We start from the raw sequence: 23,706 nt of genomic DNA, 5'->3' as shown, positions 1-23,706 counted from the left end.
ACGGGTAGTACGCTGGACTTTGTTTTGTGCAGGAATGTTCATATTTCTGACTTTACTCGATGTGTTCAACGGTCGGAAAGTGTCCTGGGGCGAAAACGTTTATCTCCCGCTTTTCATTATAATAGGCACGTCGTTTTTTAATTGGGCATGGGACAGCAAAACGTATGGAAAAGAAAGTGAATAGCAATGCTAAAAGCCGGAATGTCTATTTCGGCTTTTTTACTTATGTACGAAACCATCAACTGATGTGCGTCGTCGAACTTCTGAAGCCGGCTTGAAACGGAGGGACCCTATGAATCGGGAGGAGAAAGATCAGCTGTTATCTGACTTAATGCAGACCCATGGCGATGAGCTCGTGCGACTTGCTTTTACATATGTGAAAAGTGAAGAAACAGCAAAAGATATGGTGCAGAATACGTTCATTAAATGTTATCAGCACCTCGATTCATTTCGGGGTGAGTCAGCGTACCGTACCTGGTTATTTCGTATTACGATTAACCAGTGCAAGGATTATCTGAAGAGCTGGCACCATAAAAAGATGGTTGCTGCTGAAAAGGTGAAAGAAATAAGCGGGATAGCCTCTGCTGAAAAAACTGCGATCCGCTATGAGCAGCAGCGTGAAGTGAATACAGCATTAATGGCGCTGCCAGCAAGTTACAGGATAGTGCTCGACTTATATTATTATCGTGATTTTAAAGTAGAGGAGATTGCAGAATTGACTGGCGAAAAGCCAAACACCGTTAAAACGAGACTCAGACGCGGCAGGGAAAAGCTTAAAGTCATGCTAGAGGAGGCTGAGCGGATTGAAAGAGCGTAAAGGAATTGGGAAAGATCATCAGCTGGAGTTTACAGAGAAGGATCAGGGTGAGGTGTTTGAGAAACTTCGCAATCATCATACAAAGAGTAAGTACTCTCCGGGAAAAGCACTGCCTCTTATCGCAGCACTTCTATTTGTAATGGTGGGAGCGGTTCTTATTCTGCCGATGCTGCTTGAAGAAAATCCACAAGTGCCATCAGCTGGTAAAGAAGAGAATGAAACGAATGAGGTGTTTATACCTGACTCGGAAAATAACGAGGTATCTGATCTGCCAGATGACCGCACTTTCACATTGCTTTCTTTAGTAAGGAATAGCAGTCAAACTAGCAGAATTGAATATGGAATTGTCATGGTTTTTAATACAGAAACAAAGGTGATGACCTATACTTCAATTCCAAGAGATGCTTATGTTCCGGTCCAACGCAACGATCAGGAAGAGCCTGAAGCTGATAAATTCACTAATGCAGCTCTTTCTTCGGGAATAGATGGAGCGGCTAAAACTGTTGAAAACCTTCTGGGCATAAATATTGATGAAACAGTCTGGGTGGACGAGATACAGCTTCAGGAGAGTTTAAAGTCTTATGTGACTGATTACAGGATTTTACCGATTTATACAGACGACGGGAAACGGGATCCTGAAGAAAGAGAAGAGCTGAGACTTGAAGTCCTGCAACCGCTGATTGAATCGCGTCATTATAAAGATAACCCGCAAACGATTAAACATGATTTGAATGTACCCTTTGATACTGCTGAAATCATTGCCGCTAACCGTTCTGCACAATTTGTAAATGTAATGAAAGGTGCTGTCGCACAGCAAATGGAAGATGGTATGAATTATGAAGTCTTATCAGAAGATCAGCTGAGTCAGCAGAAAGAGAAACTGACCGAACATTTATTTAAGGATGAGGGGATATTTGCATTTGAAGTCATGTATCCAGAACAAAGCTTCTTTGAAAATCAAAAATATTATATGGTGTCCCGGCTTGAATGGACGGGAGCGCAAGTTGTAGAAATCAACAGTGTGGAAATAACAGATGAAACAGGGAACAAATTAGACGATGAAGGACTGGACTGGTCTCTATATGGATTAGATGGGGAAGAAGGGTTCGGATTAATGGAAGATGAACCTGAGGGTATGATTAAAATTGAAGATTTTCCAATTGGAGCAAGAACTAGGGTAGCTTTTGAATTCGAACTTGATGGTGAAACCACTACTGAAGACAGGTGGTTTAAAATCAATTACACTTACAATGGAGAAGAGCAGGAGCAGATTGTTTCCTGGAATTTCCTGAACAGAATCAGATAATTTTTAACGCTGCTTCCTTAGAGGGGGCAGCGGTTTTGTTTTTAGGAGATAGGTCTGTCCTCACAATCTCCTGAACCACCCCGATTATGTTCTGTACACCCGTAGTAATTTCATGAACACACCTCATTATTTCAGGTATAAGGCCAAAAATCTTCTGAACCATCCCCGTAATCTCCTGAACCACTCATCCCAATTAAGTGACCTCCCACCCCAAAACCTGTATCATAAATCTAAAAGGGGACACCATCATGGACTCTGCCAATTCCCGCGCGTTTTTGCGTGATTTTAACGAAATCGAAAGTTATCTTAAAACAAAGCATAATAAAGGCGATTATATGAGCTTTCAGGCACTCCTTGATAAGGCAGCGCAGCGGAATGACCGAATTGTGAAGCGCTATATCAGTGACCTGAAGGAAATTGCTGAGCTTCGTAATGCGATTGTTCATACATATACGAATGAAGTGCTGGCTGAGCCGACACCTTATATCGTGGAGCTGATTGAAGAAATCAGAAGTAAGCTTGTGGTGCCGCCGACTGTAGAGCGTTTTATGAAAGAGGTTGTGACGTTGAATGAACATTCCTCTTTAAAACAGGTATTGCAGAACATGAATGAAAAAGCGTACTCACAATTTCCGCTCGTTGATCAGCATAACCTCGTTACATCCCTTGTTACTGACAGTGGGGTCGCGAACTGGCTGGCAGCGCATCTTGATCAGGAGAGTGTGTCGATTAAAGATGTGCGGGTTAAAGATCTTCAGCCTTTTGATAAAAAGAAAAAGAGCTACCGTTTTATCCGGAAAGAAGCGAGCCTGTATGAAGCGCAGGACCGTTTTGCCCAGGCAGCTGAGCGTGGTGAAAAGCTGGTGGCGCTGATTATCACTGAAAACGGCGCAAGCAATAAACCAATTCTTGGTATCATTACCCCGTGGGATGTCATGGATACCAAAGAGAAAGGAAACAGTACACCATGAAATTATTCTATGAAGATGTTAACCTGCAAACCTTTCAGGCGAAAAAAATCGATGAAGGAACAGATGAACAGGGACGGCGATATGTTGTACTCGATCAGACTGCTTTTTACCCGACCGGCGGAGGGCAGCCTCACGATACAGGGCTTATGAATCAGGCGCCTGTATATGATGTGGAAGAAGTGGACGGGGCAGTCAGACATTATATAGAAGGAACTGATCCATTACTTGAAACCGTCCATGGTGAAGTGAACTGGGACCGGCGATTTGATCACATGCAGCAGCATGCAGGTCAGCATATCCTGTCTGCCGCTTTTGAGAACAACTTTAACCTAAAGACAGTCAGCTTTCATTTAGGAGAAGAAGTCTGCTCAATTGACCTTGAAGCGGAGCAGGTTAGTGATGAAGTGCTCAGAATGGCTGAGAGTCAGGCAAATGAGCTTGTACTTGAAAACCGTCCAATTGAAACGAAATGGGTGAGCCAGGAGGAGTTAAAGCAATATCCTCTCAGAAAAGATGTAGCTGTCGTGGATGATATCAGGCTGGTCATTATCCCGGAAGCTGATTATAACGGCTGCGGTGGCACACATCCAACGTCTACCGGGCAGGTGGGTGCGATCAACATTCTTCACACTGAAAAGCAGCGCGGACAAACGAGGGTTTATTTTGTCTGCGGGAAGAGGGTTACTGAGCAGCTTGGGGAAAAGCATGCAGTGCTTCAGGAACTCACGGCAAAAATGAGTGCCCCTCAGGAGAAATTAGTGGAAGCTGCAGACAGACTGCTTGATCAGAACCGTCAGCTTGAAAAGGAAGTAGAGGAGCTTAAAAGTCAGCTGCTGACATTTGAAGCGAAACAGTATCAGGGAAATCTGGTAAAGGAAGTATTCACAGGCCGGCCGGTTGCTGAACTTCAGAAGCTTGCTAAAATGATTATTGCTGAAACTGATCACAAAACAGTTCTTTTTGTAAATGAAACAGAAGATAAACTCCAACTTATCTGTGGGAGAGGATCAGAAGTGACAACAGATATGAACAAGCTGATCAAATCTGTGCTGCCGATGATTAATGGCCGCGGCGGGGGGAAGCCTGACTTCGCCCAGGGCGGAGGAGAAAAACGTGTGTCAGCCGAGGAGCTGCTTGAGGCGTGTGCAGACTACATGTTGTAGGCATTGGAAAATTAGCCGGGCATCGTTGATAAGCAGTTAATGGTCGCGCTTTTCGTGGTGATGGTCGTATGTTTCGCTGTAGTGGTTGGATACACCCGGTATTGTGGTTGTATCAGCATCAGCAATGGTCGTATGAGCCGCGCTAATGGTCGTGAAAGCAGAATTGATCGCAACAGGGTCAGCTCGGCGAAGCTCATTTGCAAAATAGAATAGAAAAAAGCTGATGGTAGCCCCATCAGCTTTTTCTACTCGCCTCAAAGTCTTTTCCAATAACGATGATGCCCATCATATGTACCTGCCGACTCAAATCCGCGTTCTGAGTAAAAATGACTCAGCTCCTCATTACTTTCCACGCAATCAAGCATCAGCACTTCCCCCTGAAAATTCTCAGAAATCCAATCAAGAGCAGCACTCCCGATTCCTTCCTGACGAAAAACAGGCGTGACGGCAAGCCTGTGAAGATACAAAGCATCTTTCTCCGCTCGGTCCTGCCAGACATGCTCATCCCACGAATTCGGGCCTTTTCTGATTGTAAATGTACCGACCACTTCATCTTTTTCAAATATACCGTATGTATGACCTTTTACAATATCTTTCCTGACTTCAGCGTCTTCACCACCTGATAACAGATAACCCCACTGTTTAATGCCCTTTTCCTTAAGATCTGCCGCGCAGCTTTTAAGCAGTCTGAGAATCTCTTCATACCTGGCTTCTGTTGCTTTCTGATAAGTAACAACTCTGCCGCCTTTCATCATGGAAAAGTTTTGAACGACTTTTTGCGGTTCTTGAGTGGGCTGCTGTGCAAGCCGCTGTCCAATCACTGATCGGTTAATACCTTCTGTTACTGCTGTGCGGATAATGAAATAAGTGATAAGCAGTGAGATGACAGCTCCGATTACTACACTGAAAAATTCCATACGTTTCCTCCGTCATTGAGTATTATTTACAGCCTACCCTAACATACTCTTTCATTCAACAAGTTCCCATATCTCTTGTGACAAAATATTTCTATAACAATACGACTATGTATTATTTTTGAATTTAATTGAAATATTATGTTTTTTAGTTTTAAACATATGGATGTGCTGGGTATAGAACTATTAATATGCATATTTGTTTATATGGAGCCGTAAAGCGCTGAATGACAGTAAAAGGAGGGGTTGGATGGCAATTCAGAAAAGTACGGACAGTTCAAGTCTTGCGGAGGTAATTGACCGGATTCTGGATAAAGGGATCGTGATTGATGCGTTTGTAAGGGTATCACTTGTCGGCATTGAAATCCTTACAGTGGAAGCAAGAATTGTTATTGCAAGTGTTGATACATGGCTGCGTTACGCAGAAGCAGTTGGATTGCTGCGTGATGATGTGCAGGAGGCGGGTCTGACTTCCAGAGATGGACAGACGCAATATAGTTACTAATCAAGGGATAGAAAGGTGAGAGCAATGGCTGAAAAGGATAAAGAAAAAGAAGTTAAGAAAACAGAGGAAGAAAGCAAAGAATCATCGGAGCATTCTTCAGTAAATCTTGCAGTATTAGGCGGGATTGTCGGAGCAGGTATTGGGCTTCTGTCTAATTCTGAAGCAAACAAACGTTTAATGAAACGCCTTGGAGAATCAGAGATGATCAGGCTTGCAGGTGCTGAATTTAAAAAAACAGCAACTGATTTATTAAGAGAACAGGCATTAAGCAGCTTTAAAGATGTAGCAAAAGGTACGTCAGAATCAGTCAGCTCAGCCAAAGAAGAGTCGATTGATGAGATTGAAGAAATTAAAAGTGAAAACAAGCAGTTAAATGACCGGCTTGACCGCATTGAAGAGATGCTTGGTCAATTAGCTGAATCAAAAAGCTCCACTCAGAGAAAAACCACCACACAATCTAAAAGCAGCTCAAGTAATTCGAAAAAGAGCTGATGCGCCTTTTTAACAGGAAAGAAGGTGTAAGGTTTGTCTATTAAAAGCAAGATCGCAGGTAAAGTTGTCGAGAAGGCGAAGGACAACATGGTTGAAAACATGCAGGAAAAAGCAGAGGATGCCTCAGAAGAACTGAGAAATGCGAAAAATGATAATGCTGATAAAGTACACAGCAAAGCAGAATCCGCTAAAGAAAAAGCACAGAATGCGCTCACCTCAGTAAAAGACAAGCTGGGTGACGCCACTGAAAAAGGCGAAGAGCTTCAGGAAAAAGTATCAGGTAAGAAAAAACGTAAAAAAGTCAAAGGCATTAATGATATTAAAGGCATCAGCAACCTGAAAAGCTATCGTGACGTGAAAAGCTCGAACGATATTAAAAGTTCTTATGATATTAAACATTATTCGGATATTGAAGAAGATGAAGATTAGGAAGGGGAAATTAACATGGCCATTCAAAAAAGTACAGACAGCTCAAGTTTAGCAGAGGTAATTGACCGCATTTTAGATAAAGGGATTGTGATTGACGCATTCGTCCGTGTGTCAGTTGTAGGAATTGAAATATTGACAATAGAAGCACGTATCGTGATTGCAAGTGTGGACACTTGGTTAAGATATGCAGAAGCAGTTGGATTACTGCGTGACGATGTGCAGGAGGAAGGCAGATTCCTTTCTGGCAGCAGAGACCGGAGCGAAGCAGGATTCAGTCTATAATTCTTGAACGTTAGGCGGAGATGGTGATGGAAATCAAAAAAATTATGAAGAATACTTCAGACTTTTTCGATGAGCATGTAGCACCTGTTCACAAGATTACAGCAGTTGAACAGACTGAAAATGAAGGCTGGAAGCTTGTTGTTGAAGTGATTGAAGAAAAGGAATATATGAAGCGCTATGCAAAGGATGAGATGGTTGGCGTATACGATGTTTACCTGAATAAGAACGCTGAAATCATTTCATTCGTCAGGCGGGAGATCCGCTACAGAAGCGCAGTGAATATTGAACAGTAATGTGTGAAAAGGAGCCGTTTTCATGAGTGAGACAGGTACTTATATATTTTGCGGGATTCAGACAGACAAGCCGATCGAAGGTCTTTCGGTAGAGCTTGAGGGCGAAAAACGCGAATTATATACAATTCATTATAAAAATGCAGCCATGGTTGCTGCTAAAGCGCCTATGAAGATTTACCATCCGAAAAAAGACAACCTGATGATGCATCAAAAAGTCGTATCACAGGTGATGGAGCAAAATGATACAGTCATTCCGGTCAGCTTTGGAAACGTTTTTAAAACGGATGATGATGTAGCTGTACTGCTTGAGAATCTGTATCCGCAGTTTGAAAAGCTGTTTCCTGAGATCAAAGGGAAAATCGAAGTTGGCTTAAAAGCGATCGGCAAGCAGGATTGGCTTGAGCAGCAGGCAAGGGAAAACCCTGAGATCAGTAAGGCGCAGAAATCAACTGCAGGAAAGTCTGAAGCTGCTGCGTATTATGACCGGATTAAGCTTGGCGGTGCCGCACAGAATCTCTTTAAATCTCTGCAGAAAGAAATGGAAAGAGAGATGTTCGAACCGCTGAATGACATTGCAGTCGCTTCAAAAAAGAATGATCCAATCAGTGAAAAGATGCTGCTAAATGCAGCGTTCTTAATCGATCGTGACAAAGAAGAGGCATTTGATCAAAAGGTGAATGAAATCCATGACAGATGGCAGGACAGAATTGACTTCAGCTACAGTGGACCGTGGGCGGCTTATAACTTCGTGAACATCAAATTAACAGTGGAGGACGGCTGATAACCGTGATTCATAAACTGGTGAGTGCACCGATTAACATGGTCATTAAAATCGGCGAGAAAGTAAAAGAAGAAGCAGATAAGGAACTATATGATTTAAATACGATTCAGCAGAAGCTGATCCAGCTCCAAATGATGTATGAGCTAGAAGAAATTCCTGAAGAAGTCTATCAGGAAAAAGAAGAGGAGCTCCTCATCCGGTACGAAATCGCAAAACAGCGTGAGATCGAACAGTGGGAGCGGATGACTGAAAAGAAAGAAGGGTGATTATGGGGGAATTGCTTTATTTATATGCATGTGTTCCATCTAAAGAAATGACTACACTCCCTGATCTTACAGGGTTTGACGGTGAAGGGAAACTGCACACCATTCAGGCAGGGGCGATCACTGCTGTCATCTGTTCGCTCAATGCAGAAGATTATAACGAGGATGTGCTGAAGGATAAGGTTGAAAACGATATGCAGTGGCTTCAGGAGAAAGCGTTTCACCACCATGAAACGGTGCTTGCTCTTTCAAAGCTGTATACAGTCATTCCGTTAAAATTCAGCACGATCTATAAAAGCGAGGACAGCCTGAAGCAGACGCTGACTGAAAATGGATCCAAGATGAATGATATCTTTGATCTGCTCACAGGCAATGAAGAATGGAATCTTAAAATCTATTGTGATGACCAGATGCTGAAAGAGCAGATCAGTAAAAGTAATCCGGTTATAGAGCAAAAGCGTCAGGAGATCAGCCAGCTGTCTAAAGGCAAGCAGTTTTTCGAACTGAAAAAACTCGACAAGCTGGTGGAAACTGAGCTTGAAGAAGAGAAGAACCGGGTCAGCGAACGTGTGCACGAAGCATTGAAAAAGCTTGTACTAAAAGGAAATGTAAAACGTACATGGAGCAGTGAGGTAACCGGAGCCGATAAAAAAATGACCTGGAACAGCGTGTACTTAATTTCAAAAGAAGATGTGGAAAGGTTTCTTGAAGAAGTGCAGTCATATGATCAGGAAATGAAGGAAACAGGGTGGCAGCTCGAAGCATCCGGTCCATGGCCTGCCTACCATTTTTCAAGTTTCCAAACGTGAGGATGACACACAATGTCACTTAGAGATGATTTAGAAAATAAAGAAATTGCACTGATCGATATCCTTGATGTCATTCTTGACAAGGGAGTAGCAATTAAGGCAGATCTCATTATTTCCATTGCAGGAATTGATCTTGTTTACCTTGATCTGAGACTGCTCGTTGCTTCAGTAGAATCACTCGTTCAAGCTCAGGCTGAAGGTAAAACAGTTACATCAGCGCAATTTGATATGCAAAAGGAGGCGCTCATTGATGCAACAGGTCAATCCGAAAAGCGGAACGATTAACCTCGACCCCGATAAAGCAGAGCATGGACTTGCCCAGCTCGTTCTTACAGTCGTCGAGCTGCTCAGACAAATCGTAGAACGACACGCCATCCGACGTGTAGAAGGCGGTACATTGTCTGATGAGGAAATTGAGAGGCTTGGAGAAGCTCTGATGAACCTTGAAGAAAAAATGGAAGAGCTGAGAGAGGTGTTCGGGTTAGAAGCAGAAGATCTGAATATCGACCTCGGTCCGCTCGGCAGTCTGCTTTAAACAGGAGGGTACCCAATGGCAGTTGAACATAATATGCAATCAAGTACGATTGTGGATGTCCTTGAAAAAGTGCTTGATAAAGGGGTCGTGATCGCAGGAGATATTACAGTCGGTATTGCTGATATTGAACTGATCACCATAAAAATCAGACTCATCGTCGCTTCAGTGGATAAGGCAAAGGAAATTGGTCTCGACTGGTGGGAGTCTGATCCTTACTTAAGCTCAAAAGCAATTGATCATAACACGAAAGCAATTGAACAGGAAAATAAAGAACTCAGAGAACGGTTACAGGCACTCGAAAATAAACTGGAAACAAAATAAATTTTTATTTTACAGGAGGAAGTTAACATGGCGGATGAGACAAAAGTAAACGGTCAGGAAAATAACGGCGAAGAATCATCAGGTAAGAGCAAAAGTACAATTGGACGCTCTATTGCGGGGGGGTTGCTTGGGGCTTCAATCGGTTACCTTGCTACACCACAAAACGGCAAGAGAATCATCAGCGGTCTGGATGCTGACAAACTAAAATCTAAAAGCTCTGATATTACCCAGGCAGCAAAAGAAAAATCTAAAAAAACGACTGATTCAATTAAGCATTCTGCGAAAAGTCTTTTTAGCAGAGATAAAGATGAAGACGATGATTACGAGGAAGATGCAGATGTATCTTCAGAAGTGAACAAGGATGAAGAAGATGGTGAGGAAACATACCTTGATTCTGGTCTGAAAAAAGGCAAGAAAGATAAAAAAGGTAAAGATAGTGAAGATGATGATGACGAAGACGATAATGACAAGCTTGAAAATATGGATGATAAAGAAGTAAAAAGAGAGAAGAAAAAGAGAAAGAGAAAGAAAAAAGGTAAAGATGCAAATGACGATGTCAACAAGAGACTCGATCGACTTGAAAAAATGATCTCTCAAATTGCTGAAGGTGAAGATCCTGACGTTGAAGACGACGAGGACGATGAAGATCAGGATAAAGATAAAGACAAGCTTGAAAATATGGATGACAAAGCAGTAAAGAAAGAGAAGAAAAAGAGAAAGAGAAAGAAAAAAGGTAAAGATGCAAATGATGATGTACACAAGAGACTCGACAGCCTTGAGAAAATGATTGCTCAGCTTGCTGAAAGTCAGAGTGATGACGATGATGAAGACGAGGAAGATGAAGAAGACAGCGGGCTTGAAAATGACAACGATGTGAGCGAAGACGAGAAGGATGAAAAAGAATCTTCAGATGATGGCGAAGATGAAGACGATGAAGATGACGACGACGATGATGCTGAAGATGAAGAAGACGAAGATGAAGAGCAAGATGAAGAAGATAAGGACGACAGCGATGAAGATGATGAAGTAGAAGAGGAAGAAGATACAAAAGCAAAGAATGACGAGAAAGATGATGACGAAGAAGACGAAGATACAGGCGACGATGGCGAAGAAGACGACGATGAAGAAGTAGAAGGCGAAGAAGATACAAAAGCAAAAAAAGATAAAGAAGACGAAGAAGATAAAAAAGAAACTAAAAAGAAAGCACCCGCAAAAAAATCGACAGCGAAGAAAACAACAGCTAAAAGCACTAGCACTAAAAGTAAGCCAAGAAAGAAACGTGCACCCGCAAAGAAGAGTACAACGAAGAAATCAGGCGGTACAACCGTTTCGAGTAACGACGACACGAAATCATAGTCAGGAAGGGGCAGTGAAGATGAAAGATAATGTACTGGAATCGTTTGTACAGGCAGCAAACAAGTATGAATTTACACTGGATATCAGTCTGAATATAAATGGAGCTGTCGTAACAGGGACAATGATTTCTGCCGGAGAATATTTCAAATCGTTAAGTGAAGAATTTGCTGAAGGAAATGAAGTGGCCGAAAAGCTCGCAGAACAACTCTCTGAGACAGGAGAAAATGCTGAATCAAATGCTGGTTCAGAAGCAAATTTTATTCATCTTAAAGATACTAAAATCTATAATGGTGACAGCAAAGCCACGCCATCAAAAGGAAAGATCTTATGGCGGGGAAAACTTGATGAAGTTGATGGATTTTTCCTTGGTAAGATTTCGTCAAGTAATGCCAAATAAAAATCAGAGCGTCCTTAAACGGGCGCTCTGATTATTTAGATATTTATTTTTTCAAGGCTGTCAAGGGCCTGTTTCACTGTCGTAAATGCACGTGTATTCTTAAAATCAACCAGTCCGCTGTCAACAAGGGATTTCACTGTATCAGGGCGGAATCCTGTCGCAAGCACCTGCACACCAAGCAGCTGCAGCATTCCTTTCATCTGATTCAAATATTGCGCTACCTCAATCTCAACAGGCGTGATGCCTGAAAAATCTATAATGGCATAATGAATATCAGAACCTGCAAGTTCAGGCAGTACATTTTCCAATATGTATCTTGCCCGGAAAGCTGTCATCTCACCGATCAGCGGCAGCACAACCACGCCTTCTCTTACAGGAACAATTGGTGCAGACAGTCTGGCGGCCTCTTCCTGATAGCGTTCTTCCATACGCTCCGTCATCGCTTCATAGGCAAAAACAGTCTCATTTAAACTTGTGTCGAGTAAAAGATCAACTTTTTTAATAATCTCTGACTGTTCTTTAATACAGAGCTTCAATTGTTCTCCAATTTCATTTACCACTTCAATAAAGACTTCACGGGTAGGCTGGTACCGGACGATGATTTCTGAAATCTTTCCGCCTGCAGCAACCTGCCTTGCCGCATTTTCCTTACTCCAGCTGATGAGTGCATCAGGGGCAGTCGTACGGTGCTTTTCAGCAATATCACCTAAAAATGTAAGGAAGTCTTTGTACATTTGTATCGCGCCTTTACGCTCTTCAGCTGATATCGTCAGGTTCGCTCTGTTAATAACAGCATCAACAATTTCTTCGGCCATTTCCGCCTTATGACCACTCACGTATTCTGCAAATTTCACAAGATGAGGCACAGCAGTTCACACCTTTTTTGTTTTTATTTTACTTGATGGAAGGGGATATGGCTACATAACGGAGAGTGGTTCGGTGAAAATAGGTCTTGTTCGCTATATGGGTGGGGCGTAGGTGTGAGGTTCGCGTTATAACCTGTCCTGTTCGCCGCATAGTGTCACTTGACCTGTATAATATGCATGAAAAAACCTTCCCGCAGAAGAAGTCTGGGAAGGTTTTGGGTAACTTGCAATTGTACGCCATTACTTAGTTTTAAATCCTGACATCTGCTCCTGCAGGCTGACCGCCATATCAGAAAGCACGGCAGCAGACGAGCTGATTTCTTCCATGGACGCAAGCTGTTCTTCAGCAGATGCAGCAACTGTCTGTGAATGATCAGTATTACGCTGTGATACTGACGTAATATCGCGAATTGAATTTGCGACACCCGTTGCATTTGATGAGATATCTTTAGCAGTATCTGCCATTCTGTAAATGCTGTCTTCTATATCTTCCATAGAAGTAAGTATTTCTGAAAAATTACTTCTGGTATCTTTAATCATGTCAAGTCCTTCGTTGACGTCACCTATCACTTGATCAAAAGCAGTAGTGGAACGAGTCATGTCTGACTGAATATCTGCAATGAGTTCAGAGATCTTGGAAGATGATTGCTGTGATTCCTCAGCCAGTTTTCTGACTTCATCTGCTACAACGGCAAAACCTTTTCCATGCTCCCCAGCTCTTGCGGCTTCAATCGCAGCATTCAGTGCAAGCAGGTTTGTCTGGTCAGCAATACCTGAAATGACACCTGAGATTTCACTGATCTGTCTTGATCTTTCGTCCAGGGAACTCATTACTCTGCTGCTTTCTGACACAGAATGATGTATCGTGTTCATTTGATTTGCTGTACTTTCTACAAGTTGATCGCCAGCGCGTGATTTTTCAGTAGCATGTCTGCTTTTTTCTGAAATCTGTGAAGAAGTATCGGAAATCGACTGCACACCTTTTGAAACCTCATTCATTCTTTGCTCAGCCTGTCTGACATTTTCAGATTGATCTTCAGCGCCTGAAGCAACTTCCTGGATCGTATCTGAGATCACTTCAGTTGCTCTGCTCGTTTCTTCTGAACTTGCTGTAAGCTCTTCAGAAGCGGCAGCCACCTGTTCAGAAACCTGCGATACTTCAGAGACCATTTTTGCCAGGCTGTTCTTCATTTTATTATAACTTTCAGCAAGGTCAGTCAGTTCATCACCGCCACGGTCATGAACTTCTTCTGTGAAGTTTCCTTCTCCGGCAAGCTTTATCGCTCCTGAAACAGCGGCCATACGTTTTTTCAAACGACGGGTGAATAAAAACACGCCAGTAAGCACAAGCAGAAGAATCGCAACCACAATGATGGCAAGCGTGATCAGAAATGACGATATGGTCTCGTCAATCAGTTCCTGTGGGGCGCCAACATAGTAAATACCAATGGTCTCACCTGAAGCATTCAAAATAGGCATATAAGCACTCTGATAAATATTACCGGCTGCGTTAGCCTCACCGTAGTAATTCTCGTTATTTTGAAGCACGGTTTGAGCTACCTGATCTGATACGGTGGTACCAATCGCACGCTCTCCGTTAGTCATGACGTTTGTAGCAACCCGTGTATCCTGTTGGAAGAAAGTAACGGTATCACCTGTATCATTTCCAATCCGGTCTACCAGATCGTCATTCCCATTAATCAGTGTTTCTCCTTTGTACAACTGATCCCCTCTGATTTCCCAATCGCCAGGGTAAGCAGCATCAATGTAGCTGTAACTCATGGTAAGATCACTGGCTGCTTTTTCAACTGCAAATTCTTTTATTCCTTTTGTGATTTGATAAACTGCCAGACTCCCCAGGCTGACAGTAATAAAGAACACAGATGCAACCATCATTAGGTTGATTTTAGTACTTAAGCTAAATTTCATATGTTATCCACCTTTTCAATATGTACTCCATTATATATCGTCAGGCGAAATAATTTATTTACAGTTTTATAGAAAATTGTATTCCTTTTAGAAGAGAAAGATGAATGGATTAACTGACAAAAAAGATAGTGAATGATTTAAAATAAAAAAATCAGCGCACATATGCACGCTGAGTTTTAAAAGTATATTTTAATGGTGGTTTTTAGAGTTTTATGCATTATAGACCAGCTAAACGCTCGTCTCCGCTTTTCAGGTGTCCAGCTTCAGCAGGCAGGGGCTAGTGCGGTTCCCTCAGCTCCTTAAGATAAGTCAACATCAGTTCACTTCGTTCACTGTGTTTCCTTTATCTCAATCCGCTTCAGTCCACCGCATACGCCCCTAAACGCCTGCCTCCGCTTTTCTTATAGCCACCACATATCTGCTGGTTGTTCTTTAATATTCACTGACTTCAGCGTCTGTACTGCGCGCTGGAAGCCTTCTTCGATGCTCATGATTGGATCTTCATGTTCGATGCTGACGACATGATCATAGCCGTAAGTGCGCAGTGCGCTGATGATGCGGCCCCATTCGTCTGCAGGGTGTCCCATTCCAACTGAACGGAAGCTCCATGCACGCGTCTGGATTTTGTCATATGTCTGCATATCAGTCAAACCGTACATGTTTACGTTGTCCTGGTCAATGTACGTGTCTTTTGCGTGGAAGTGGTGAATTGCATTTTCTTTTCCAAGAATTTTGATTGCACCAACAGGATCAATTCCCTGCCACCAGAGGTGACTCGGGTCAAGATTCGCACCGATATACTCATTTGTCGCTTCGCGAAGCTTCAGCATCGTATATGGCGTGTGAACAGAGAATCCGCCATGCAGTTCAAGACCGATTTTTACATCTGCTTCTTTCGCAATTTCAGCGATTTCTTTCCAGTAAGGGATCAATTTTTCTTCCCACTGCCACTTCATAATATCGCCGTATTCATTTGGCCATGGTGAAACCGGCCAGTTGGGATGTTTTGCGTCAGCGTCGGCACCAGGCGTACCTGAGAATGTATTAACAACTGGAACACCGCACAGTTTTGCAAGCTTAATCGTTTTGCGAAGCGCTTCATCACTTTCTTTCGCGAAAGCTGCATCAGGGCTGACAGGGTTACCGTGACAGCTGAATGCACTGATTGTCAGACCGCGTGACGTTACTTTTTCAAGATATTCCTTACGCTTGCCTTCATCTTCAAGAAGCTCATCAATCGGGCAGTGATCATTACCCGGATACCCGCCTGTACCGATCTCAACTGCATCAAGACCTGAATCCTTCACATAATCAAGCATTTCTTCAAATGGTTTCTGTGCAAATAATACTGCAAATACACCTAACTTCATAAGATAGCCTCCTTAATTTTTGGCTCTTTATAAGTTGGCTGTGATTTCAGCTTCAGGGGGACGCTTTCCGCGGACGAACGCTCAAGCCTCCTCGAGCAGAAGGTCACTGCTCTGCGGGGTCTTTCCCGATCGTTTTTCCGCAGGAGTCGCCCCCTTACGCTTCAATCATCAGCTGTGAAAAAACAACAATTGGCTCTTAATAAAGCCGCCTAAAACCTGATCGACTTCCCGGTCTCACTGCTCTCATAAATCGCTTCAATTACTTTTGACACAATCATTGCTTCCTCAGCCTTCACAAGCGGCTGCTGATTACCACGGCAGCTTTCAAGGAAGTTATATGCCTGGGGAAGTCCAGGGTTTTCATCGTCAGAGATCCAGTAAGGCTCCTGATCAAGCAGCATACCGTATTTCGCCTGATATAATTTCAGCGGATATACATCAAGGCCGCCTTTTGTACCTGAAACCGTAACCGTCTCCTGGTCATCTGCAAGGTTTGCAGCCCACGACGTTTCAAATAATAACGTAGCACCATCTTTAAATTTAATATAAGCAGTCGCGTGATCATCAACTTCAAACGTGGTCGGATCAAATTTACCCCACTGGTTGACAACATCGTCCTGACGGCTCAGTTCGTTGTACGTAGCACCTGAGACTTCAGCAATTTCAGGGAAATCCATTAAGTGGAGGGCGAGGTCCAGGAAATGACAGCCAAAGTCAATCAGGCTACCGCCGCCCTGCAGATCTTTATTGGTGAATACGCCCCAGCCCGGCACTTTACGGCGTCTGATCGCCTGTGCGCGTGAGACGAGTGGTCGCCCGATTTCACCGGCATTAATGAAGCGCTTAGCTGCTACTGCTTCTTTTGTATGACGATAGTGATAAGCAATCATCAGGACCTTATCAGCTTTTTCAGATGCTTCAATCATCGCTTTACACTCTGCTGTTGTCATCGCCATCGGCTTTTCACATAACACATGCTTGCCTGCTTCAAGTGCAGCGATGGCAATTTCAGCATGAAATTTATTCGGTGTACAGATCGTAACAGCGTCCACTTTATCAAAAATCTGATGGAAGTCATCTGTATGGTAGGGAACCTGATAGTCTTTAGCGACCGATTTTGCCCGCTCGCCATTCACATCACATACCGCTGTTACATCAACGTCGTTTCCTAACGCAAGAAAGGAGGGGAGGTGCCGCGATACCGCGATGCCTCCGACTCCAATAATACCAACTCTTAATTTATCCATATCGATCACCTATAACTTAACAATCTGTTTGGATTTGTTAGATTCAAGCGCTCCTAAAATGACTTTAAGAGAGCGTTTACCTTCTTCACCGTTAATCAGCGGCTGCTTGCCTGAGAGGATTGAGTCCACGAAATGATCAATGACGCCTGTTGATACCTGACCGCCTTCATCATTTGACTGGATCTTGCCAAGTGAAAGTTCTTCCTTCGTCCCGTCTGCTTTTTGAAGGACAACTGAATATTCAGGATCGTCTTCAAGGCGCAGTACACCTTTTTCAGCGTAAATAACTGTTGCATTATCTTCAGCAACGTAAGACCAGCTTGCTGCAAGTGTTCCGATAATACCGCTTTCTGTTTTCAATACGAGCACGGCATTGTCATCCACATCTGCGTTTTGCTTTGCGCTTGTTTCAACCATTGCCGCTACCTCTGTCATTTCTTCACCTAATATGTAGCGGATCAGATCAGTTTTATGCACGCCCAGGTCACCCATTGCGCCGATAAATGCTTCATCCTTTTTAAAGAACCAGCTGTCTTTTCCGTCAGCACTCCAGCCTTCAGGACCAGGATGCCCAAAAGCAGTGCGGAAGCTGTAAACCTTGCCAAGCTCACCTGAAGCGAGCCATTCTTTTGCCTTCTGATGTGATGCAACGAAGCGCTGATTATGTCCGATCATCAGCAATTTACCTGCTTTTTCAGCAGCTGCGATCATATCGTCTGCTTCCTGTTCGCTTGTTGCCATCGGCTTTTCGCATAATACATGTTTGCCCGCTTCAAGTGCTGCAATCGAGACAGGCGCATGAAGGTAGTTTGGCGTGCAGACGCTGACTGCATCAAGGTCCTGTTTCACAAGATCCTTATAGTCTGTAAACGTTTGCGCAGCACCAAATTTTTTAGCCATTTCTTTTGCACGTTCTTCATTAATATCACAGATTGCTACGATTTCTACATTTTCATTTGATGCATATTCTGCAAGGTGGCGGTGCTTTGCAATACTGCCGGCACCTACAACACCAACTTTTAATTTAGCCATTGATTAGTCCTCCTTGTATCCTTCAAGCTTTTCGATCGGCTTTGCATTTCCGTATACAGGGTAGTCACGCTTTGTTGGTGCTGCCCATTTTACACCGTTAGCAATTACCTTCTGGATCTGTTTGTTATGGTACGTCGGATGCGTCTCATGACCCGGTCGGAAGTAGAAGATCTTTCCGTTGCCGCGCTTGAATGTTGCACCGCTTCTGAATACTTCGCCGCCCTGGAACCAGCTCAGGAAAATCAGCTCGTCCGGTGCAGGAATATCAAAATGCTCACCGTACATTTCTTCTTCATCAAGCTCGATATATTCGCCAATGCCGTCAGCGATCGGGTGACTCGGATCAACTACCCATAGACGCTCACGTTCATTTGCTTCACGCCATTTCAGGTCACATCCTGTACCCATCAGACGCTTAAAGATTTTAGAGAAGTGAGCAGAGTGAAGGACGATCAGGCCCATACCTTCCCATACACGCTTTTGCACTTTCTCAACAATTGCATCATCGACTTCATCATGCGCGAGGTGTCCCCACCACAGCAAAACATCTGTGTTATTCAGCACATCTTCAGTCAGTCCGTGCTCGGGCTCGTCCAATGTAGCCGTTTTCACGTCATATCCGTGCTCAGCAAGTGCATCTGCAATGACGCGATGGATCCCGTCAGGATAAATCTCCTTTACTGCATCATGCTTTTTCTCGTGTCTAAATTCATTCCAAACTGTAACATTCATACCTTGAAACACTCCTTTAATTATCGCTGTAAGCGCTCTTAAAATAGGGAAGGTTGTATATGCAACCGCTTCCTCTACTTTAACAGATTTATCAACTGAGAAGTAAATATTTGCATCCTTTACTTCAACTTGAATGATAAAGAGGGCCGGAGACCTCATATGGACCCGGCACGCTCATTATTATTCTTTCACCGAACCTGAAGTCAGTCCGGCAACAATTCTTCTTTGGAAAATCAGTACCAGTATAACAATAGGAATGGTTACAAGAACAGTCGCAGCTGAGATATCTCCCCAAGGAATCGTGAACTGACTCTGGTAGAACGAGATTCCAACCGGAACTGTACGCCATTCATCAGACGTATTAATCGTTAGTGCAAATAAATACTCATTCCACGCTGCGATGAATACAAGGATCCCTGTTGTGAACACACCAGGTGCTGCAAGCGGGAAAATAATTTTTCTGAATGTCTGGAAAGGAGATGCCCCGTCCAGTTTTGCTGATTCTTCAAGCTCCCACGGAATCTTCTGGAAGAAGGTTGCGAGAATCCAGATTGCAAGAGGGAGGGAGACCGTAATATACGGAATCACAAGACCCATATAGCTGTTACGTAGACCAGCTGCTGTTACAAAGTTATAGATTGGCGAGATAATCGCAATCTGCGGGAACATGGATGCTGCTAAAATGATCCCTAAAATAACTCCTTTAAACCGGATTGGCAGACGTGTCAGTGCGTATGCTGCAATTGACGCAAATCCAATGGCGATTAATGTTGTCAGCGTTGATACAACGAAACTGTTCCACATATATCTGAAGAGTGGACGGTTATTAATCGCATTATCATACGATTCAAGTGATGGACTAGATGTGAACCATCTGAAGTTGTTGAAAATTTCACCCGGCGGTTTGATCGACGTGAGGAAAACCCAGATGAAAGGGAACATCACGAAAAATACAAACACGACGAGAAAAATATAGAAGCCTATTCCTGCACGTTTGTTCATCTTGATTCCTCCTCCTTATCGACCCGTTTTGCCGGCAAACAAATCCGACCCGATGAATTTGATAAACAGTGTTGAGATAATCGCTACTGAGATAAATACGATAACTGATAATACTGAACCCGCTCCAAAGTTAGATTGAGAGAAGAGGGTAATATACGCATAGATTGAAATTGATTCAGTCGCATTCGCCGGTCCGCCGCCTGTAAGTACGAAGATCAGGTCGAATACGCGGAAGGCATCCAGCGTACGGAATAATAAGGCAACAAGTATTGCAGACTTTAATAGAGGAAGTGTAACCTTCCAGAATTGCTGCCACTTTCCTGCGCCATCCACTTCAGCTGCTTCATAAAGCGATCCTGGAATGGTCTGGAGCCCTGCAAGTAACAGAAGTGCCATATACGGTGTTGTTTTCCATACATCTGCAAAGATAACAGAGAACATACCGCCTGCTCCGGTAGATAGAAGAACAGAAGCATCGTCAATTAAACCGAATTGTTCAAAATAATGAGCTACAATCCCCGTCTGTCCATCGTACAGGAAGCCCCACATCATTGCGGCAACTGCTGTCGGGATCGCCCACGGAATCAATACAGAAGCACGAACAATTCCGCGTCCGACAAATGCACGGTTGATCAGAAGTGCGATCATCAGACCGAGTACAAGTTCTGCAAATACTGAAGTAATCGTAAAGAGTAAAGTGTTCCACATGGATTGCCACATACGGCTATCCGTCAGGTAACGTTGATAGTTATCGAATCCAATAAAGTTTGATTCAATAACGGCTGTATTGACTGAATCAAGGGAACCTGCTACGTTCCCGGCAGTTACCGAGAACTCTTCGCTTTCAGTATTCTGTGAGATTGTCGTCAGCTGTTCACTTGCATCGTCCAAAAAGGCTTTAAAACCTTCTGCCCAGTCATTTTCAACTGAAGCGTATTTCAATTCGCGGTCTGCAATCGCAGTAAAAGAAGCAATCATGCCTTCAACTTCTTCATACTGTTCCGCCAGACCATCCATTTCAAGAAGTTCTGCGTGATAAGCTTCAAATTCCTGGCTGATCTCAGCTACAGCTGCAGCATCATCCGGATCAGGAGCCTGGCCTTCTAATGCTTCAAGATCTCTTGAGAGGTAAAAGTAATCATTCGCATAACGCTCAAGGTCCATATTTGAGCTCAGAAAACGCTCTGATCGGGAAGGGTCATTCAGCCGGTAATCAAATAAACTGTTATAAAATGACTGCGCAACCGGCCAAAGTGTAACGAGGATAACGAGAATCAGAGCGGGCGCGACCATTGCATAACCAAGCTGTTTTTCGTTCAATTGAAACTTCAACGGTTTCACCTACTTTTTTCATAGATTGTTTTTAATCAGGAGAAGGGGAGGTGAAAAACACCCCCCCTTCGTCCTGTTGTCATTTAGCGCCTGTTACTTTTTAAGAGCTAAACGGGCGCCTTCCGCTTTTATTCTGCCATTGCTGCTTCCATTTCTTCCTGCATGTTTGCAGCAGCTTCTTCAGCTGTAATTTCTCCAGCTAGTGCTTGTGAAAGCTGAACCTGCATAATGTCAGAAATACGTGGATAGATCGGTGTTACCGGTCTTGGTACAGCGTTTTGAAGTGTTTCAACGAACTGCTCATTAGCAAATAGTGTCGCAGCTTCCTGAACTTCAGGCTCTTCATAAAGTGCTTCAATTGTTGGTGCGCGTCCACCTTCAACTGCACTGATTGTCTGGCCCTCTGGACCAGTCATGAATTTAACGAATTCCCATGCAGCTTCCTGGTTTTCAGAGTAACGGTTGATCATTGTCATCCATCCGCCAAGTGTTGCCGCGCTTCCTGCATCCCCTTCAGGAAGTGTTGCGAATCCTACATTGCCTGCAACTTCAGAAGCTTCTTCGTCAGCTGAAGTTGACTGCATGTAAGGCCAGTTCCGGGCAAATACTGACTGTCCGCCAACCCATGCATTGTTTGTTTCAGTTTCCTGGAAGCTTAAGATATTGCTTGGTACGAAATCAGAGTTAACGATATCGATCATTGTCTGAATCCCTGCAATTGTTTCAGGACTGTTTACAACGACTTCGTTGTTTTCATCAACAACTTGTCCACCGTGTGAAGCGATGAATTCAATCGCGTTTGTAACCATTCCTTCATATTGATTAGCCTGCATCAGGTAGCCAAACTCAGTTCCTGCTTCACCCTGAAGCTCAGCAGCCATCGTCATCAGCTCATCCCAAGTAGTTGGAGGTGTTTCTACGATATCTGTACGATAGTATAGAAGCCCTGCATCGGTGAACTTAGGCATTGCATACTGACGGCCATTAAATTGACCTGAAGCAACTGTACCCGGGAAGTAGTCATCCATATTGATGCCGTCTGCTTCAATGAAGCGGTCAAGTTCAAGTGCGTATTGACCCTGGGCGAATTCAGCCGGCCAGATTACATCTGCGTCGAACACGTCAATAGAAGCATCCTGCGAACTGAACATTGTTACGTACTGGTCATGAGAAGCGCCTGTGTCTGCAGGCATTTCACGATATTCAACATCAATGTTCGGGTTTTGAGCCTCAAACTCTTCGATCAGGACATCAGTTGCGCCAGTTACGTCAACACCGGCAGCGTAAGTGATCGTTACCTGTTCCTGTTCTTCAGTAGCGCCATCATCTCCGCCTGTGTCTGAACCTGCGTCGTTATTTCCAGTGTCTGTTGCTTCATCATCTCCGCTACATGCTGCAAGAAGTAAGCTCATTGTCAGTACAGTAGCGCCGGCAACTTTTTTGTTCCAAAGTTTCATAAAGTAAAGCCCCCTTAGTTTTTAAGTTGATTGTCTTTCAATTAATTTCAAAGGTAGAAGAATATCCTCTGCCTTGTTTTCACGTTTTCCTTCAATGATTTCAAGCATGACTTCCATCGCTTTTTCGCCAATGTCAGAAGTGAACTGATTAATTGTCGTGAATTGCGGATCCATCAACGTAGCAATCGGCTGATCATCAAATCCGACAACCGCAAGATCATCAGGGACGCACCAGCCATTCAGCTGTGCTTCCTTAATCATTCCTGCCGCCACCTCATCACTCCCTGTAAAGAAAGCGGTAGGGCGGTCATCCATTGCGGCAATGCGTCTGAAAATTTCTCTGCCATTATCAATTGTAAAAATGTCCTTAAACATCCACTCAGGGTTTGGTTCGATTCCGGCTTCTGTAACCGCTTTCAAATATCCTCTGCGGCGATTCACAGAAACGCTGCTGTCGTTCCCCTGGCAGTAACCGATTTTTCTGTGTCCCTTGTCGAGTAAGTGCTTCGTGCCAATATATCCGCCTTCAACCTGGTCGAGACGGACTCTCGTGACTGTTGCATCGGGATCGTATTCATTGCAGTAAATGACAGTTCCGTATCTTGTAAATGGGGCAATTGCTTCCCATTTGTTTTCGGCTGCTGCCAGAATAATGCCGTCGACCTGCTTGGACTGAAGCAGCTCAAAATACTCCAATTCTTTTTCAGGATTGATTCTTGTGTTACAAAGAATCAACTGATAGCCATGTTTTGCTGCTTTCTGCTCCATCGCATCGACCAGCTGGCTGAAAAAAGGATTTACGATTCTGGAGATCAAAACGGCAACTTTCTTTGTCTTTATGTTGCGCAGTCTCCGTGCAGAGGAATTTGGCACATAACCAAGTTCTTCCATCGCTCTTTGTACAGCCTGCTTTTTGTCCTCACTGACATACGGATGATTATTAATCACTCTTGATACGGTAGCCTGTGACAACCCAGCTTTTAGCGCCACGTCTTTAATGGTGTACACGCGCTGACCCTCCTATAGGAACACCCCCATTTGTGAATTCATATGAAATCGTTTTCACAACTAAAGCATATAACATTATGAAAACGATTTCAATACT

General features: G+C 43.6%; 30 protein-coding genes. 17 read left to right on the top strand and 13 right to left on the bottom strand.

Annotated elements, in window-relative coordinates:
* The first annotated feature begins 292 nt into the window (after positions 1–292).
* Complete coding sequence (locus JOD21_RS08615) at positions 293–817, top strand: sigma-70 family RNA polymerase sigma factor (RefSeq protein WP_204729220.1); 525 nt, start codon at positions 293–295, stop codon at positions 815–817.
* Entirely contained in the window at positions 804–2,123 is a 1,320-nt protein-coding gene (locus JOD21_RS08610) for an LCP family glycopolymer transferase (protein WP_204729219.1), read from the top strand. Before JOD21_RS08615 ends, JOD21_RS08610 begins: the two co-directional genes overlap by 14 nt.
* Here JOD21_RS08610 and JOD21_RS08605 read toward each other — a convergent pair.
* Positions 2,116–2,286 carry a hypothetical protein gene (locus JOD21_RS08605; protein WP_204729218.1) on the bottom strand — a complete coding sequence of 57 codons (171 nt, stop codon included), beginning with the start codon at positions 2,284–2,286 and terminating at the stop codon, positions 2,116–2,118. The two genes, JOD21_RS08610 and JOD21_RS08605, sit on opposite strands and share 8 nt — an antisense overlap.
* An 85-nt stretch (positions 2,287–2,371) precedes the next feature.
* Here JOD21_RS08605 and JOD21_RS08600 point away from each other — a divergent pair, with 85 nt between their 5' ends.
* Together JOD21_RS08600 and JOD21_RS08595 are read left to right on the top strand one after the other, a co-directional pair.
* Positions 2,372–3,094, top strand: coding sequence for a CBS domain-containing protein (locus tag JOD21_RS08600; protein WP_204729217.1), 723 nt, complete (start codon positions 2,372–2,374; stop codon positions 3,092–3,094).
* Positions 3,091–4,257 (top strand): alanyl-tRNA editing protein, encoded by a 1,167-nt coding sequence (locus JOD21_RS08595; protein ID WP_204729216.1) that lies wholly within the window; start codon positions 3,091–3,093, stop codon positions 4,255–4,257. Before JOD21_RS08600 ends, JOD21_RS08595 begins: the two co-directional genes overlap by 4 nt.
* Positions 4,258–4,293: 36 nt before the next feature.
* Here the strand turns inward: JOD21_RS08595 and JOD21_RS08590 are convergent, their stop codons facing one another.
* Complete coding sequence (locus JOD21_RS08590; protein ID WP_204729215.1) at positions 4,294–4,527, bottom strand: hypothetical protein; 234 nt, start codon at positions 4,525–4,527, stop codon at positions 4,294–4,296.
* Positions 4,512–5,174, bottom strand: coding sequence for a GNAT family N-acetyltransferase (locus tag JOD21_RS08585; RefSeq protein WP_204729214.1), 663 nt, complete (start codon positions 5,172–5,174; stop codon positions 4,512–4,514). The genes JOD21_RS08590 and JOD21_RS08585 overlap by 16 nt, the downstream gene beginning before the upstream one ends.
* 247 nt (positions 5,175–5,421) lie before the next feature.
* Between JOD21_RS08585 and gvpJ the strand changes: the two genes are divergently transcribed.
* From gvpJ to gvpU, 13 genes are read left to right on the top strand one after another with little or no spacing between them, the layout of a single operon-like run.
* A complete protein-coding gene (gene gvpJ / locus JOD21_RS08580) occupies positions 5,422–5,676 on the top strand; it encodes a gas vesicle protein GvpJ (RefSeq protein ID WP_204729213.1) in 255 nt (84 codons plus the stop codon).
* Positions 5,677–5,700: 24 nt separating this feature from the next.
* Complete coding sequence (locus tag JOD21_RS08575) at positions 5,701–6,168, top strand: gas vesicle protein GvpP (protein WP_204729212.1); 468 nt, start codon at positions 5,701–5,703, stop codon at positions 6,166–6,168.
* A 33-nt stretch (positions 6,169–6,201) separates the two neighbouring features.
* Positions 6,202–6,597, top strand: coding sequence for a gas vesicle protein GvpQ (gene gvpQ / locus JOD21_RS08570; protein ID WP_204729211.1), 396 nt, complete (start codon positions 6,202–6,204; stop codon positions 6,595–6,597).
* A gap of 15 nt (positions 6,598–6,612) precedes the next feature.
* A complete protein-coding gene (gene gvpA / locus JOD21_RS08565; RefSeq protein WP_204729210.1) occupies positions 6,613–6,879 on the top strand; it encodes a gas vesicle structural protein GvpA in 267 nt (88 codons plus the stop codon).
* A 26-nt stretch (positions 6,880–6,905) separates the two neighbouring features.
* Entirely contained in the window at positions 6,906–7,172 is a 267-nt protein-coding gene (gvpO, locus tag JOD21_RS08560) for a gas vesicle protein GvpO (protein WP_204729209.1), read from the top strand.
* A gap of 22 nt (positions 7,173–7,194) precedes the next feature.
* Positions 7,195–7,953, top strand: coding sequence for a GvpL/GvpF family gas vesicle protein (locus JOD21_RS08555; protein WP_204729208.1), 759 nt, complete (start codon positions 7,195–7,197; stop codon positions 7,951–7,953).
* A 5-nt stretch (positions 7,954–7,958) separates the two neighbouring features.
* Positions 7,959–8,219 carry a gas vesicle protein GvpG gene (locus JOD21_RS08550; protein WP_039811970.1) on the top strand — a complete coding sequence of 87 codons (261 nt, stop codon included), beginning with the start codon at positions 7,959–7,961 and terminating at the stop codon, positions 8,217–8,219.
* A 2-nt stretch (positions 8,220–8,221) separates the two neighbouring features.
* On the top strand, positions 8,222–9,025 hold the full coding sequence (locus tag JOD21_RS08545) for a GvpL/GvpF family gas vesicle protein (RefSeq protein WP_204729207.1): 804 nt from the start codon (positions 8,222–8,224) through the stop codon (positions 9,023–9,025).
* Between the two features lie 12 nt (positions 9,026–9,037).
* Positions 9,038–9,310, top strand: a complete 273-nt coding sequence (locus tag JOD21_RS08540; RefSeq protein WP_039811966.1) for a gas vesicle protein — start codon at positions 9,038–9,040, stop codon at positions 9,308–9,310.
* A complete protein-coding gene (locus JOD21_RS08535; protein ID WP_039811964.1) occupies positions 9,276–9,560 on the top strand; it encodes a gas vesicle protein K in 285 nt (94 codons plus the stop codon). The genes JOD21_RS08540 and JOD21_RS08535 overlap by 35 nt, the downstream gene beginning before the upstream one ends.
* 15 nt (positions 9,561–9,575) lie before the next feature.
* Positions 9,576–9,881, top strand: coding sequence for a gas vesicle protein (locus JOD21_RS08530; RefSeq protein WP_039811961.1), 306 nt, complete (start codon positions 9,576–9,578; stop codon positions 9,879–9,881).
* 27 nt (positions 9,882–9,908) lie between these two features.
* Positions 9,909–11,237: a YtxH domain-containing protein gene (gene gvpT / locus JOD21_RS08525; protein ID WP_204729206.1), complete on the top strand. Its 1,329-nt coding sequence runs from the start codon at positions 9,909–9,911 to the stop codon at positions 11,235–11,237.
* A 19-nt stretch (positions 11,238–11,256) separates the two neighbouring features.
* The gene (gene gvpU / locus JOD21_RS08520) at positions 11,257–11,634 is read left to right on the top strand and encodes a gas vesicle accessory protein GvpU (RefSeq protein WP_204729205.1); all 378 of its coding nucleotides are present in this window, start codon (positions 11,257–11,259) and stop codon (positions 11,632–11,634) included.
* A gap of 35 nt (positions 11,635–11,669) precedes the next feature.
* Here the strand turns inward: gvpU and JOD21_RS19565 are convergent, their stop codons facing one another.
* The 10 genes from JOD21_RS19565 to JOD21_RS08470 all read right to left on the bottom strand — a co-directional run bounded on the left by JOD21_RS19565 (position 11,670) and on the right by JOD21_RS08470 (position 23,609).
* Positions 11,670–12,500, bottom strand: coding sequence for an STAS domain-containing protein (locus JOD21_RS19565; protein ID WP_204729204.1), 831 nt, complete (start codon positions 12,498–12,500; stop codon positions 11,670–11,672).
* Positions 12,501–12,740: 240 nt separating this feature from the next.
* Entirely contained in the window at positions 12,741–14,429 is a 1,689-nt protein-coding gene (locus JOD21_RS08510; protein ID WP_204729203.1) for a methyl-accepting chemotaxis protein, read from the bottom strand.
* A 401-nt stretch (positions 14,430–14,830) separates the two neighbouring features.
* Complete coding sequence (locus tag JOD21_RS08505) at positions 14,831–15,799, bottom strand: sugar phosphate isomerase/epimerase family protein (RefSeq protein ID WP_041123625.1); 969 nt, start codon at positions 15,797–15,799, stop codon at positions 14,831–14,833.
* A gap of 209 nt (positions 15,800–16,008) precedes the next feature.
* The gene (locus JOD21_RS08500; RefSeq protein WP_204729202.1) at positions 16,009–17,046 is read right to left on the bottom strand and encodes a Gfo/Idh/MocA family protein; all 1,038 of its coding nucleotides are present in this window, start codon (positions 17,044–17,046) and stop codon (positions 16,009–16,011) included.
* 9 nt (positions 17,047–17,055) lie between these two features.
* Entirely contained in the window at positions 17,056–18,078 is a 1,023-nt protein-coding gene (locus tag JOD21_RS08495; RefSeq protein WP_204729201.1) for a Gfo/Idh/MocA family protein, read from the bottom strand.
* A gap of 3 nt (positions 18,079–18,081) precedes the next feature.
* Positions 18,082–18,810, bottom strand: coding sequence for a ThuA domain-containing protein (locus JOD21_RS08490; RefSeq protein WP_204729200.1), 729 nt, complete (start codon positions 18,808–18,810; stop codon positions 18,082–18,084).
* Between the two features lie 180 nt (positions 18,811–18,990).
* Complete coding sequence (locus JOD21_RS08485) at positions 18,991–19,812, bottom strand: carbohydrate ABC transporter permease (RefSeq protein ID WP_204729199.1); 822 nt, start codon at positions 19,810–19,812, stop codon at positions 18,991–18,993.
* 15 nt (positions 19,813–19,827) lie between these two features.
* Positions 19,828–21,105, bottom strand: a complete 1,278-nt coding sequence (locus JOD21_RS08480; protein WP_204729362.1) for a carbohydrate ABC transporter permease — start codon at positions 21,103–21,105, stop codon at positions 19,828–19,830.
* 167 nt (positions 21,106–21,272) lie between these two features.
* Positions 21,273–22,601 (bottom strand): ABC transporter substrate-binding protein, encoded by a 1,329-nt coding sequence (locus JOD21_RS08475; protein ID WP_204729198.1) that lies wholly within the window; start codon positions 22,599–22,601, stop codon positions 21,273–21,275.
* 21 nt (positions 22,602–22,622) lie between these two features.
* Complete coding sequence (locus tag JOD21_RS08470; protein ID WP_204729197.1) at positions 22,623–23,609, bottom strand: substrate-binding domain-containing protein; 987 nt, start codon at positions 23,607–23,609, stop codon at positions 22,623–22,625.
* Between the last annotated feature and the right edge of the window lie 97 nt (positions 23,610–23,706).

The organism is Jeotgalibacillus terrae (genome assembly GCF_016908195.1).
Taxonomy (GTDB): domain Bacteria; phylum Bacillota; class Bacilli; order Bacillales; family Jeotgalibacillaceae; genus Jeotgalibacillus; species Jeotgalibacillus terrae.
Note: the sequence above shows the minus strand (reverse complement) of the source record. Positions and strands in the feature narration are given on the sequence as shown.

What these genes read in the sequence shown, in the direction of transcription:
- gvpO (WP_204729209.1), top strand. Translation starts at nt 6,906, where the DNA reads ATGGAAATCAAAAAAATTATGAAGAATACTTCAGACTTTTTCGATGAG.
- JOD21_RS08605 (WP_204729218.1), bottom strand. Translation starts at nt 2,286, where the DNA reads ATGGTTCAGAAGATTTTTGGCCTTATACCTGAAATAATGAGGTGTGTT.
- gvpA (WP_204729210.1), top strand. Translation starts at nt 6,613, where the DNA reads ATGGCCATTCAAAAAAGTACAGACAGCTCAAGTTTAGCAGAGGTAATT.
- JOD21_RS08575 (WP_204729212.1), top strand. Translation starts at nt 5,701, where the DNA reads ATGGCTGAAAAGGATAAAGAAAAAGAAGTTAAGAAAACAGAGGAAGAA.
- gvpJ (WP_204729213.1), top strand. Translation starts at nt 5,422, where the DNA reads ATGGCAATTCAGAAAAGTACGGACAGTTCAAGTCTTGCGGAGGTAATT.
- JOD21_RS08490 (WP_204729200.1), bottom strand. Translation starts at nt 18,810, where the DNA reads ATGAATGTTACAGTTTGGAATGAATTTAGACACGAGAAAAAGCATGAT.
- JOD21_RS08595 (WP_204729216.1), top strand. Translation starts at nt 3,091, where the DNA reads ATGAAATTATTCTATGAAGATGTTAACCTGCAAACCTTTCAGGCGAAA.
- JOD21_RS08475 (WP_204729198.1), bottom strand. Translation starts at nt 22,601, where the DNA reads ATGAAACTTTGGAACAAAAAAGTTGCCGGCGCTACTGTACTGACAATG.
- JOD21_RS08495 (WP_204729201.1), bottom strand. Translation starts at nt 18,078, where the DNA reads ATGGCTAAATTAAAAGTTGGTGTTGTAGGTGCCGGCAGTATTGCAAAG.
- JOD21_RS08505 (WP_041123625.1), bottom strand. Translation starts at nt 15,799, where the DNA reads ATGAAGTTAGGTGTATTTGCAGTATTATTTGCACAGAAACCATTTGAA.
- JOD21_RS08510 (WP_204729203.1), bottom strand. Translation starts at nt 14,429, where the DNA reads ATGAAATTTAGCTTAAGTACTAAAATCAACCTAATGATGGTTGCATCT.
- JOD21_RS08535 (WP_039811964.1), top strand. Translation starts at nt 9,276, where the DNA reads ATGCAACAGGTCAATCCGAAAAGCGGAACGATTAACCTCGACCCCGAT.
- JOD21_RS08500 (WP_204729202.1), bottom strand. Translation starts at nt 17,046, where the DNA reads ATGGATAAATTAAGAGTTGGTATTATTGGAGTCGGAGGCATCGCGGTA.
- gvpU (WP_204729205.1), top strand. Translation starts at nt 11,257, where the DNA reads ATGAAAGATAATGTACTGGAATCGTTTGTACAGGCAGCAAACAAGTAT.
- JOD21_RS08540 (WP_039811966.1), top strand. Translation starts at nt 9,038, where the DNA reads ATGTCACTTAGAGATGATTTAGAAAATAAAGAAATTGCACTGATCGAT.
- gvpT (WP_204729206.1), top strand. Translation starts at nt 9,909, where the DNA reads ATGGCGGATGAGACAAAAGTAAACGGTCAGGAAAATAACGGCGAAGAA.
- JOD21_RS08585 (WP_204729214.1), bottom strand. Translation starts at nt 5,174, where the DNA reads ATGGAATTTTTCAGTGTAGTAATCGGAGCTGTCATCTCACTGCTTATC.
- JOD21_RS08480 (WP_204729362.1), bottom strand. Translation starts at nt 21,105, where the DNA reads ATGGTCGCGCCCGCTCTGATTCTCGTTATCCTCGTTACACTTTGGCCG.
- JOD21_RS08615 (WP_204729220.1), top strand. Translation starts at nt 293, where the DNA reads ATGAATCGGGAGGAGAAAGATCAGCTGTTATCTGACTTAATGCAGACC.
- JOD21_RS08545 (WP_204729207.1), top strand. Translation starts at nt 8,222, where the DNA reads ATGGGGGAATTGCTTTATTTATATGCATGTGTTCCATCTAAAGAAATG.
- JOD21_RS08555 (WP_204729208.1), top strand. Translation starts at nt 7,195, where the DNA reads ATGAGTGAGACAGGTACTTATATATTTTGCGGGATTCAGACAGACAAG.
- JOD21_RS08530 (WP_039811961.1), top strand. Translation starts at nt 9,576, where the DNA reads ATGGCAGTTGAACATAATATGCAATCAAGTACGATTGTGGATGTCCTT.
- JOD21_RS08485 (WP_204729199.1), bottom strand. Translation starts at nt 19,812, where the DNA reads ATGAACAAACGTGCAGGAATAGGCTTCTATATTTTTCTCGTCGTGTTT.
- JOD21_RS08600 (WP_204729217.1), top strand. Translation starts at nt 2,372, where the DNA reads ATGGACTCTGCCAATTCCCGCGCGTTTTTGCGTGATTTTAACGAAATC.